This window comes from Sulfuricurvum sp., from assembly GCF_028710345.1.
In the GTDB taxonomy this organism is placed as follows: domain Bacteria; phylum Campylobacterota; class Campylobacteria; order Campylobacterales; family Sulfurimonadaceae; genus Sulfuricurvum.
Map to the genome: position 1 here is coordinate 25,351 of NZ_JAQTUH010000008.1, position 11,647 is coordinate 36,997.

General features: G+C 38.4%; 14 protein-coding genes. 13 read left to right on the forward strand and 1 reads right to left on the reverse strand.

The features are described from left to right. Positions 1-48: 48 nt before the first annotated feature. Genes PHC76_RS10890 through acs form a run of 3 tightly spaced genes read left to right on the forward strand, consistent with a single transcriptional unit; the run spans position 49 to position 4,457 of the window. On the forward strand, positions 49-1,872 hold the full coding sequence (locus PHC76_RS10890) for a putative nucleotidyltransferase substrate binding domain-containing protein (protein ID WP_300210060.1): 1,824 nt from the start codon (positions 49-51) through the stop codon (positions 1,870-1,872). Beyond that, positions 1,872-2,486, forward strand: a complete 615-nt coding sequence (locus tag PHC76_RS10895; protein ID WP_299974304.1) for a 3'-5' exonuclease — start codon at positions 1,872-1,874, stop codon at positions 2,484-2,486. Before PHC76_RS10890 ends, PHC76_RS10895 begins: the two co-directional genes overlap by 1 nt. A gap of 12 nt (positions 2,487-2,498) precedes the next feature. Then, positions 2,499-4,457 carry an acetate--CoA ligase gene (acs, locus tag PHC76_RS10900; protein ID WP_300210062.1) on the forward strand — a complete coding sequence of 653 codons (1,959 nt, stop codon included), beginning with the start codon at positions 2,499-2,501 and terminating at the stop codon, positions 4,455-4,457. A gap of 83 nt (positions 4,458-4,540) precedes the next feature. Here the strand turns inward: acs and PHC76_RS10905 are convergent, their stop codons facing one another. Next, positions 4,541-5,323, reverse strand: a complete 783-nt coding sequence (locus tag PHC76_RS10905) for a hypothetical protein (protein ID WP_299973019.1) — start codon at positions 5,321-5,323, stop codon at positions 4,541-4,543. Positions 5,324-5,508: 185 nt separating this feature from the next. Here PHC76_RS10905 and PHC76_RS10910 point away from each other — a divergent pair, with 185 nt between their 5' ends. The 10 genes from PHC76_RS10910 (at position 5,509) to PHC76_RS10955 (ending at position 11,646) form a co-directional block, all read left to right on the forward strand. Beyond that, the gene (locus tag PHC76_RS10910; protein ID WP_299973022.1) at positions 5,509-5,718 is read left to right on the forward strand and encodes a hypothetical protein; all 210 of its coding nucleotides are present in this window, start codon (positions 5,509-5,511) and stop codon (positions 5,716-5,718) included. After that, positions 5,696-6,031 carry a type II toxin-antitoxin system PemK/MazF family toxin gene (locus PHC76_RS10915; protein ID WP_299973025.1) on the forward strand — a complete coding sequence of 112 codons (336 nt, stop codon included), beginning with the start codon at positions 5,696-5,698 and terminating at the stop codon, positions 6,029-6,031. Before PHC76_RS10910 ends, PHC76_RS10915 begins: the two co-directional genes overlap by 23 nt. Before the next feature lie 357 nt (positions 6,032-6,388). Beyond that, on the forward strand, positions 6,389-6,982 hold the full coding sequence (locus PHC76_RS10920) for a TIR domain-containing protein (RefSeq protein ID WP_299973028.1): 594 nt from the start codon (positions 6,389-6,391) through the stop codon (positions 6,980-6,982). A 2-nt stretch (positions 6,983-6,984) separates the two neighbouring features. Further along, positions 6,985-7,467, forward strand: a complete 483-nt coding sequence (locus PHC76_RS10925; RefSeq protein ID WP_299973031.1) for a hypothetical protein — start codon at positions 6,985-6,987, stop codon at positions 7,465-7,467. Between the two features lie 60 nt (positions 7,468-7,527). After that, a complete protein-coding gene (locus tag PHC76_RS10930) occupies positions 7,528-8,469 on the forward strand; it encodes a toll/interleukin-1 receptor domain-containing protein (protein ID WP_299973034.1) in 942 nt (313 codons plus the stop codon). A gap of 86 nt (positions 8,470-8,555) precedes the next feature. Then, on the forward strand, positions 8,556-8,894 hold the full coding sequence (locus PHC76_RS10935; RefSeq protein WP_295066838.1) for a DUF6516 family protein: 339 nt from the start codon (positions 8,556-8,558) through the stop codon (positions 8,892-8,894). 11 nt (positions 8,895-8,905) lie between these two features. Beyond that, positions 8,906-9,283 carry a transcriptional regulator gene (locus PHC76_RS10940; RefSeq protein ID WP_299973039.1) on the forward strand — a complete coding sequence of 126 codons (378 nt, stop codon included), beginning with the start codon at positions 8,906-8,908 and terminating at the stop codon, positions 9,281-9,283. Between the two features lie 111 nt (positions 9,284-9,394). After that, entirely contained in the window at positions 9,395-9,922 is a 528-nt protein-coding gene (locus PHC76_RS10945) for a YaeQ family protein (protein ID WP_299973041.1), read from the forward strand. Positions 9,923-9,978: 56 nt separating this feature from the next. Further along, positions 9,979-10,701: an ATP-binding protein gene (locus PHC76_RS10950; protein ID WP_299973045.1), complete on the forward strand. Its 723-nt coding sequence runs from the start codon at positions 9,979-9,981 to the stop codon at positions 10,699-10,701. Positions 10,702-10,917: 216 nt separating this feature from the next. Further along, entirely contained in the window at positions 10,918-11,646 is a 729-nt protein-coding gene (locus PHC76_RS10955) for a PAS domain-containing protein (protein ID WP_300210064.1), read from the forward strand. The last annotated feature ends 1 nt before the right edge of the window (position 11,647 follow it).

Sequence of the window (11,647 nt, forward strand, 5' to 3'; positions counted from 1 at the left end):
CCTCTGTCGAGGCAGATTTCTTTCTATAGAATTAATTAGGAGTTAGCTTTGAGTCTATTTGACCAAAAAGCACTATTGATGTCAATTCATCCTTTCGACCTTTTGGGGGAGAGGATGATCGAAAAACTGATGACCCAGATGGATATTGCCTATTATCCCAAAGAGACGATACTTATCGCTCCGAGGGTGAGGGCGGAATCTCTCTATATCATTATCAAAGGTATTGTCAACGAAACCATCGAGGGTGAACTCCAAAACGTTTATGGGGAGCGCGACAGCTTTGACGCCAACTCCCTCATATATGGAAATACCCAAAGCACCTTTAGCGTTGCCGAAGATCTCATTTGCTATGAACTCCCTAAAGAACCCTTCCTTAACCTTCTCCAAGATGTTGAATCCTTTCAAAATTACTTTATGCAAGATTTCATTACCAAACATCAAAATCTCAAAGAGCGTCAACACCAAAATGAGCTAACCCCTTTTATGGTTTCCCGTGTGGATGAGATTTATCTGCATACCCCATGTTTTGTGGATGCTATGATGCCTATCAAAGAGGCATTGCGACAAATGGCGGATCAAGATGCGAATGTTATTTTGGTTAATGATGGCGATAAGGTCGGGATTGTTACCGATACCAATTTACGTGAAAAACTCCTTTTAAGTGATAAAAGCCGAAATGACCCGATTGGCGAGATTGCGACGTTTGGTTTGATTAGTATAGAGCGAAGTGATTTTCTTTTTAACGCGTTATTGCTCTTTACGAAACACGGAGTCAAACGGCTGGTTGTTGTCGATAATGAGCAAATCGTCGGGATACTTGAGCAGCTTGATTTGCTGAGCCATTTTGCCAATCATACCCATCTCATCGCTGCTTCTATCGATCGCGCGGTGAGTATCGATGAACTGCAAAACGCACAGCGTTCACTCACCCATTTGGTACGCTCACTCACGAGCAAAGGGGTACGTGTACGCTATGTCTCTAAACTGGTAAGTGAACTTAACGCAAAGGTGTATCGCAAAGTTTTTGAGATGGTTCTCCCTGAATCATTGCATGATAAATGTGCATTAATCGTTATGGGTTCTGAGGGACGGGGCGAGCAAATATTGCGTACCGATCAAGATAATGCCCTTATTGTTCGAGACGGCGAAAATGTTGAGAGTTATGAACCTTACATGGTAACTCTCAATGAATATCTTCTTCAATTGGGATTTCCAAAATGCAACGGTAACGTCATGGTCTCTAACCCCTACTGGCGTAATAGTGTTATGGGATACAAAAGCAAAATCGAGGGGTGGACGGATACTTTAAATGAAGAAGCATTGATGGGATTATCGATTTTCCTCGATGCCCATTGCGTCGCGGGTGATGAACACCTTTTGGATGATTGTAAAACTTTTTTACAACAACATTTTGAAGGGCGAAGTGACATAATGGCTCATCTGGCAAAATCGGCTTTGGCTTTTGAGACCCCTTTGAGCCTTATCGGCGGTTTTGTTTTGGGGAGAGCTGAGCACGGGAGTGAATTTGATATTAAAAAAGGGGGGATTTTCGCGATTGTTCATGGCATCCGAATCCTCTCATTGGAGTATAAAATTGCCCATACAAATACGACGGAACGGATTAAAGAACTCAATAATCTAGGGGTATTTGATAAGCGTTTTGCGAGTGAATTGATCGAAGCGTATGATACGCTGCTCAGTATCCGTTTAAGATTTATCCTTGCACAGAAACAAGGCTCTAACGAGCAAAATTACGTTAACCCGAAATTACTCACCAAAGCAGAGCGCGATCTGCTCAAAGATGCGTTTAAAATTGTCAATACATTCAAAAAATTTCTCACCTACCATTTTCATTTAGGAATGGTGGTTTGATGTTCGAATCTCTCAAACGTTCGTGGAACCGTCGTGGTCTTAACGATGAAAACTATGCGTGGATGTTTGAACCCTATAGCGGTGATGAAGTGGTGGTTTTTGATACCGAAACAACGGGACTCAATACTAAAAAAGATGCGGTACTCAGTATCGGTGCGGTGAAGGTCAAAGGGGATCGTATTTTGACCTCGGAGAGCTTTGAAATTTTCTTAAAACCTGAACGTGAAATTAGCACGGAAAGTATCAAAATCCACCATATTCGACCATGTGATTTAGAACAAGCGTATGAACCATTAGAGGGGGTAAAAAAATTCTTGGATTTTATTGGAAATCGCCCACTTGTAGGGTATTATTTGGAGTTTGATATGGCGATGATAAATCGCTTGATCAAGCCATGGTTAGGGTGTGAACTCCCCCATAAACAGATCGAGGTTTCAGGGCTCTATTTTGATAAAAAAATTGCTCTGATTCCCCAAGGAAACATTGATTTGCGCTTTGACACAATCCTACGAGATTTAAATCTTCCGCGGATGGGTCAGCACAACGCATTAAACGATGCAATTATGACCGCAATGGTCTACATAAAATTAAAAAATACACTTAAACTACACTAAGGAGCCTTAACTATGAGTGATATCGTAAAACCAACTTTTCAACCGAACCGTGAGTTCGCCAAACAAGCCCGAATCAAAAATATGTGTGAGTACCATGATTTGCAAACATGGGCAAATGAAGATTATGAAGGATTCTGGGGCAGTTTTGCCAATGAAAAAATCGATTGGTTTGAACCCTATACCCAAGTGCTCGATGAGAGCAATGCACCGTTTTACAAATGGTTCGTAGACGGGAAACTTAACGTCGCTCACCAATGTATCGACCGTCATCTCAGCTCACGTAAAAACAAAGCGGCAATTATTTTCGAAGGGGATCGCGGCGATAAACAAATTATTACCTACCTTGAACTTTATTATAATGTAAATAAATTTGCTAACCTCCTTAAAAACGAGTTTCATGTCAAAAAAGGTGACCGCGTCGTTATCTATATGCCGATGATTCCTGAAGCGGCGTATGCGATGCTCGCATGTGCCCGTATCGGTGCAATCCACTCTATCGTTTTCGGTGGGTTCTCTTCTGAAGCGTTGAAAGACCGTATTGAAGATGCACAAGCGAAATTAGTTATTACCGCAGATGGAGCGTATCGTAAAGATAAACCGTACATGCTCAAACCCGTTGTTGATCAAGCCATCGATGAAAAATCTCCGGTTGAAAAAGTTCTCGTCATTGAGCGAAATAACGAAGATGTCACGTGGGTAGCGGGACGCGATTACTCGTACAATGAACTCATCAAATCACAATCAAGCATCTGTGAAGCGGAAGTAATGGACGCGGAAGATCCACTTTTCCTCCTCTACACCTCAGGCTCTACCGGAAAACCAAAAGGGGTACAACACAACTCAGCAGGGTATATCCTTTGGGCGCAAATGACGATGGAATGGGTATTTGACGTCAAAGAAAACGATACCTACTGGTGTACGGCAGACGTCGGCTGGATTACTGGACACACCTATATCGTATATGGTCCACTCGCGATGGGTGCGACGACCGTAATGTTCGAGGGTGTACCTACATACCCTGATGCGGGACGTCCGTGGAAAATGGTCGAAGAGTACAAAATCAACCAATTCTACACCGCTCCAACCGCCATCCGCGTATTGCACAAAATGGGTGAAGATGAGCCAGCAAAATATGATCTTAGCTCTCTCAAAGTTCTCGGAACCGTTGGTGAGCCGATCGATCCTCCTGCATGGAAATGGTACTACGAAGCAGTCGGCGGAAGCAAATGTGCGATCGTCGATACCTACTGGCAAACCGAAACAGGGGGACATATCGTCTCTCCATTGCCGGGTGCGACTCCGATCAAACCTGCATGTGCGACATTCCCGCTTCCGGGTATCATCGCTGAAATCCTTGATCCGCAAACTGGGGTAAAAGTAGCAGCAGGTGAGCCAGGTTATATGTGTGTTACCCGTCCTTGGCCATCGATGATTCGCGGTATTTGGGGTGATCCTGAACGTTTCGTGAAATCGTATTTCGGTGATGTTAAAAAAGACGGACAACCTGTATACTTCACGGGTGACGGCGCGATCTATGATGAAGACGGATACATCACGATTACAGGTCGTACCGATGATGTTATCAACGTTTCAGGTCACCGTATGGGAACTGCCGAAGTAGAAGCGGCATGTAAAAAACACCCGAACGTCGCTGAAGTAGCCGTTGTCGGTAAACCGCACGACATCAAAGGTGAGGGAATCTTCGCCTACATCGTCCTCAAAAGTGAAGACACCGTCGGTGAAGAGATGGAGATGGTCAAAGAGATTAACAAAGTGATTATGAAAGAAATCGGTAACATCGCTATCTGTGATGACATCGTTTTCGTACCGGGCTTACCGAAAACCCGTTCAGGAAAAATCATGCGCCGAATACTACGCTCTATCGCGAAAGGGGAAGCAATCACTCAGGATATCTCGACTCTCGAAGATCCAAGTATCGTTGCCACTATCGAAACAAAAGTCAAAGGGTAAGTTTTACCCTCTCTCCCATAATTCCGTGTGACCGAAGGAAATCCTTTAGGGTCACGACACGGAATCTTTTCTCTAAACAACCATTATTCAGAAATATGTGGCTTAATATTGGTCGGCATTCTGTAGCTTGAAAAATCGGTTACATTAGAAAATGCACATTGTACTCCGAGTGTTACATTTCTCTTATCATGAGTAATATCCTTTGAGTAGTTGGCATATAAATATCCGTATGCCAATGCAAATCTATTCGAAATACTTTGATCCGAATAAGAATAACTAGCACCTATACGGGCATTATCAACCGGATAATAATTTACTGTACCATAATAATAATTAGTATCTGAAAATTTTTGATATGTCCGATTAGCCCCTATAGAAGTATCCAGTGTTCCTATAGTACTTTCCCAGCGTTTAGTAATATGTGCACCCATGACTTTAATCGTTTCATCGGTTACATTTGTGCTGTCGTCATGTTTTGTAATTCGTCCTCCTGCTTCCACATACAAATCATCTTGAATCATATAACCAGTGGCTAATACACCTGAATATGCAATTAATCGTGCGTAAGGAAATTGTTGATTACTATAATCACCTTCCGTTTTAACAAACCATTTTCTATCGTTTAATGGATCGAATTTATACAAAATATTCGTATAAAAAAGGTTGGAAGCACCCCCAACAGAGAACTTAACACTTTCCGTATTATAAAAGAGATCATATGCATTTCGATTATTATCACTAATGTCGTATGAATTGTGTGTTGTAGACAATGATAGTAGATTATCCCGTGGCGATCCGTCATCGGCTTGAGCGGTGCAAGCACCTAGGATAATAATGGATGAGATAACTGAACGAAGTTGTTGCATATTTTTCCTTGGATTTATGATGATAAATTATATGATTTTTTGTATAAAAATAAGATAACTCAATAATTCATTCTGCATCCTTCCGTCATTCCGTGCCACGACACGGAATCTATCTCTCAAAATCACATTTAACTATTTTCCTCCAACGTGTTATAATACTTCAACCTTATATTTGGATATGTATCATGCAAACACTCAAATTAGAAATCGAAGATTCTAAAATAGATATTGTTCTGACGATTATAAAAAACCTCAAAAATGACATCGTTAAAAGTTATGAGGTTATTGGACAGCCAAACGAAACAAAAGAGTTCGGCAAACTTTCCGAAAAAAGTCTGAATAACGTATGGGATAATGCTGAGGATAGCGAATATGACCGATTTCTCAAAGTATGATGTGGTCGTCGTCAAATTTCCTTTTGCCAGTAGTCTCAAATACAAAGCCCGCCCCGCTGTAATTATTTCATCTCCAATATACAATCAAACTTCTCGAAACAGCTTGCTTATTTTGGCGATTTCGAGCCAAACGGAGAACAAATTATCTATTGAGTCTCACGTAGCAGACTGGAAAGAAGCAGGACTTTTAAAACCCTCGATTTTCAAATCATCAGTTGCGACCATCGAAAAAGATGTGATTTTGACACGCTTGGGGACGTTATCGAAAAAAGATGTAGAGCGATTAGAAATAATGCTTGATGGGATATGTTGAGCCAGTCGAAGGGTGATTTCTCTCTCCCGTCATTCCCGCGAAGGGCGAAAAGCGTTTAAAACGATAACTGTTTATCGTTTTTAGCTTGGAGCGGGGCATCGATGTGCAAAGCACCGATGTCACTGAATCCAGCTTATTTCTTTCTCCCGTCATTCCGTGCCACGACACGGAATCCATCCCCAAAACTATTTGCTTTTTTTATAATTTTTAGCTATTCTATTCTGACAAAATAAAACGGGATAATGAGAAAACTGATAGAGCTACGGGATGAGGATGTTTTCAACCTTGATGATGTCCTTCCGAAGATGCTTTTGAAGTTTGGGGTACAGACGTATTAAAATATTATAAGGATGTAAGGTGGCACTTTTTTCGTATAGTGAGTTGAGCAGAGTATCGTCAAATGAGGCATTTGACTCAAGTTTAAATAGTACTATAGCAAAAAGTGCCGCGTCGGTATCTGTAAATCAAAATGATAACTTTGATATATTTTTGTCTCATAGTTATTCAGATAAAGATATTATCCCTCAACTCAAAAAACAGCTTGAATCACTTGGATATAGTGTTTATGTTGATTGGATTACCGATAGATTTTTAAGTAGAGAACAAGTCAATAAAGCAACTGCTGAAGTTTTACAAAAAAGAATGAAACAATCAAAATGTCTGTTATTCGCAACATCTGAAAATTCAACAAATTCTAAATGGATGCCATGGGAACTTGGATATTTTGATGGCATAAAAAATAAAATGGTTGGAATTTTACCTTTGAAAAAAGATAATAATGGGTTTAATGAAGATTTTAGGGGACAAGAATACTTAGGGCTATATTTTTACATTGACAAAGCCAAAATTAGTGGAAGCATTAAGGAAACCTTATTCGTTAATGAAAATAGCAAAAAATATGTTACGTTTGATTCTTGGCTTATGGGGAATCAACCAATACAAAGGAATTAGGAATGGCAGATATAAATATTGAAGATAATCGATTAAAACTTTTCATTGAAGAAGTCAAAACTATTCAAGATATTATCAAGCGGATGGCTGGAAATTCTTTTAATATCAAAACATGGGCAATTACTTTAGTTGCTGGAACCTTACTACTTAAAGGAAGTGATAAGCATTTCTTTATTGCGTTTATACCTCTTTTTGCTTTTTGGTATTTAGATGCATACTATTTAAGACAAGAACGATTGTTCAGAAAAGTTTATGATTGGATTATTTCATATAGACCTAATAATGATGATCAAATTTTTAATGTAAATCCCATGCGCTTTGATAATCAAGTCAAATCAATCTTTCAAATAATGTATTCAGTAAGTTTATTGCCCTTTTATGGAGGTATATTCCTTTCCATCTTGGGGTACATGGTAGTGAGTAAATGGATGTCAATACTTGGACTTTTTAAATGCATTAGTATATGTTATATAGGTGGACATTAGACTTGAATCGGCGGAGTAGATTATGAATATAAGAATTTTGCAGATTGGAAAATGTAATAGATGAGACCGATTGAACGAGTAAATTTGATTGGAAAAATAGCAAATATGCTTCAACAGGATATGACATATTCAAGAATAGATGCATATTTACCAGCTTTTGGCATAGTGTGTCCAGATTATCATTTTGATATAAATTTTAGTAAACGATTATATGTTGAAAAGTTGCTTTCTGACCAATCAGATGAAGTTATTTTAAAAATAGCAGATGATTTAGAATTAGAACATTCAGAGCGGGCAAAGGTAAATATAATTCCTACTTTTTGGAAGCAAGGTTATTTCAAATTATTTATTAGTCATGTTGCAAAATTTAAAGAAAAAGCGTCGGAATTACAAAATTCGCTTAAAATTTATGGAATATCTTCCTTTGTTGCACATTCTGATATTGAACCAAGTCGCGAGTGGCTTGATGAAATTGAAAAAGCTTTACATACTATGGATGCTTTGACTGCTATTCTATTAGATGGTTTTAAAGAAAGTAGTTGGTGTGATCAAGAGGTGGGATTTGCAGTAGGTAAAAGTGTTTTAATTATACCGATTAAAAAAGATTTAGACCCTTACGGATTTATTGGTAAATATCAATCTATTCATGCCGATGGGAAAAAAAGTGTTGCAGATATAGCAAAAGAAGTGTTTATTACTATTGTAAAAAATCCTAAAACAAGCAATCAGATACTTACAATATTTACAAATTTAATAAGCAACTCGACACATGAAGAAACGGCATTAAAGCAATTACATATATTAAGTGAAATAGAAACTATTCCTAAAGAAATTCTTACTCAGATGGCAGAACAAATAAAAAATAATAGCGTATTGATAAAATCAATAAAATTCATGGATAAAACAAAATTATTGTTAAAAAAATATGAAATATATACCTTAGAATACAAAGAATGTACATTGCCTTTGCTTGATATTGATGAAGATGAAATTCCTTTTTAATTGAGTTAAATTATCATCGGAATAGGATAAATTCATAAATGAAAAGAAATTATGTTATCATTAGATGATAACTAAATGGAGCCTATGTGGGTGATTTAGAAAACCTCCTTTTGTTAGACGGTGAGATATTTCCGATGGATAACGGCTATTGGGTAAAGTTTGAAGCCAAAACGGTGGAAACGAGCGAGACTATTCCTCACGGCGTCCGCTACTCCTTGACGTTGCACGATAAGAGTAATCATCGCCTCATCGGATATGACAATGCCCACAGCTTCAAACCAAGCAGTTTTCGTTACGGTGCACGTAAAACGACATGGGATCATATTCATAAAAAAGAAGAGACTTTTCCCTATGAGTTTGATTGTGCAGGGAAACTGATGGAAGATTTTTGGAACAGCGTCAATTATTATTTGGCGAATCATTAGAGGAGAAAAAGATGGAATCTAAAATGTTATATGTTGGAATTTTGAGTAAAGCCGATTATATTAAACGTACTATTGCCATCGCAAAAGGGGAGTATAAACCCAATGCAGATGAACCGAAAGTATGGTTTGAGTCGATTAAATCGCTTGCGCAGGTTCTTAGCAATGAAAATCAAGAGCTTTTAAAAATCATTGCCGAAAAAAATCCGCAGTCACTTACAGAACTCGAAGTGATGACCGGTCGCAAAAAATCAAATCTTTCACGTACCCTCAAAACACTTGAACGTTATGGAATCGTTGTGTTGGAAAAAGATAAAAACATGGTAATCCCAAAAGTACAGGCAACCGATTTTAGAGTGGAGTTCGGATTTGGCGGAACAGTAGCGGCGTGAAGCTAGATTTACCCTAAAGGGCACTCCGCCCGCCTTCGTGGGAATGATGAATGCTTTTCCTATTAACTAAGCCCCCTTATGCCATAATCCCACACTTACAAGGGAGTTTTTATGGCGGCAGGTTCGACGATTTATAAAGCACAACTCAGTATTGCGGATATGGATCGTAACTACTACGAGACCCATGAGATTACGATAGCCCAACACCCCTCAGAGACCGATGAGCGGCTGATGATACGGCTCGTAGCATTTGCCCTCAACGCATCAGATAGACTTGTTATCACCAAAGGGATCGGAGGAGATGACGAACCCGAATTGTGGGAGAAAAACTACGGTGGAGAGGTCGAGTTGTGGATCGATTTGGCTCAGGTGGATGAAAAACGTCTGCGTAAAGCGTGCGGGAGAAGTGAGAGGGTGATTGTTTACACTTATAATCTCAAAAGTGCCAGTGCGTGGTGGAAACAAAATGGTACTACCTTCTCTCGATTTAAAAATCTCTCGGTGATTCATCTGACGACTGAGGGGATAGAAACATTGTGTGAACGGACAATGCGGATTCAATGCAATATCAGCGACAGTGAGCTTAGTTTCCACAGTGATCGTGGTGATGTAGTGATAACGCAAGAGGTGTGGATGTAATCCTTTATCTTTTCTAGGTTATACTTATGTATTAATTTTAAAAGAGTGGATTTCAAATGCGATATAAAATAGGAACATTTAAAAATAGCATTGCAACGTTAGAACTCAAAGAGAGAACCCTTTATCACAACACGTTGATTCTCGGTGAGACGGGATCGGGTAAAACCCATTTGGCGAATAAAATCCGTCATTTTGTGATGGCGTGCGGTATACCGACCCTTTATCTCGATTTTTCTGACCCTTCTATCGATAAAATCGAAGAAAAATTCAAAGATTCGGATACTTTTTTTTATCTCCGTTTTGAAGAGAGTGAGGCGTTTGAAGAGGCTCTTAATCAAGCGATTGCAGAGCGTCGTAATATCTATATGGCGGTTAATCCTTCGTATTTTGCAAGTAAACGCAGCATCAAAAGCCAATTATCTAAAACGATCCAAAAGCAAGAGTTACTCGATAATTATTACTACTTTTTCCAAGAGATTGAGAGTTTAAACGGATTTTATACGAAATTCGAAGATTTTATCTATTATGTCTTTGATCTCGTGAATCTCAAAAAATTCGGGTTCACTTTCTTGACGCAACCCAATGAGATTTTTGAGAATCCTCGTATCAAACTTCTCTTTACATTCTTGTATTTGGGACGCTGTTCGAATGCCCATTATTACAACACATCGGTACTTCGTAGTCTCAAAACAAATACGTTTTATTACCAATACCGTATGGATAACCGCTCGTTGTTGTTCAACCAAATTAAAAGCGATATTGCGATAATCGACGATTAAAACTGCCTTAGGGCAGTAGGCTTCTCTTCTCTTTCAAATCATATAACTCTTTTTTTTTATTTAAGCTTTATTTATATACAAAATAAGATATGATAATTCATATTAATCGTTTTAGAACTATAAAATTATGGTGAAATTCTATGAACGTTATTAATATCCTTTTTTAATGTCTATCTTGTCGTTAAAAAGGCACTTTGAAGATACTTTTGTAATAGAATGGCTTTCATGAATGCAAAAACACTGATAAAATTATGTGATAAATGTTATTGGAATCCTCTTACCCAAACCGTAAGTGAAGATAATCATACGATAGTATTGACATCGAGCATGACAAAATTACTCTCAATGTTGATCGATCATCATGATAAACCGGTGAGCAGTGTCGATATATTTTTTCATATTTGGGATGACTATGATAAAGAGTTTAATCCTAAAAATGTTCGCAATTTGATTAGTAATCTGCGCAAACGAATCCCATGTTTGATTATCAACAATTATTATGGAGGGCGCTATGTCCTCAAAAAATATAGGGATAATGTCCCTGATATCACCGAATATGTCCTTGAAATACTCGATCAAGCGAAAAACGGGGTAACTATCTCTGACCCGAATTTACCGGATAATCCTATTATCTTTGTAAATGAAGCATTTAGTGAAATGTTTGGTTATACATCCGAAGAGGTAATCGGTCGTAATTGTCGTTTTTTGCACGGAGAAGATCGCGATCAACTCTCTTTAAAAGAGATTCAAAAAGCACTGAGCGAAGAGCGAGATATTACCGTGACCCTTCGTAATTATACGAAAAGTGGAGAACTCATTTATAATGAACTCACTATTAGCCCTATTTTTGATAAAAAAACAGAAAAATTAAAATATTTTTTAGGTGTCCAAAAAAATGTCACCGCCATACAAAAGCTGATTCAACAAATCAAAAGGATGTTATAGT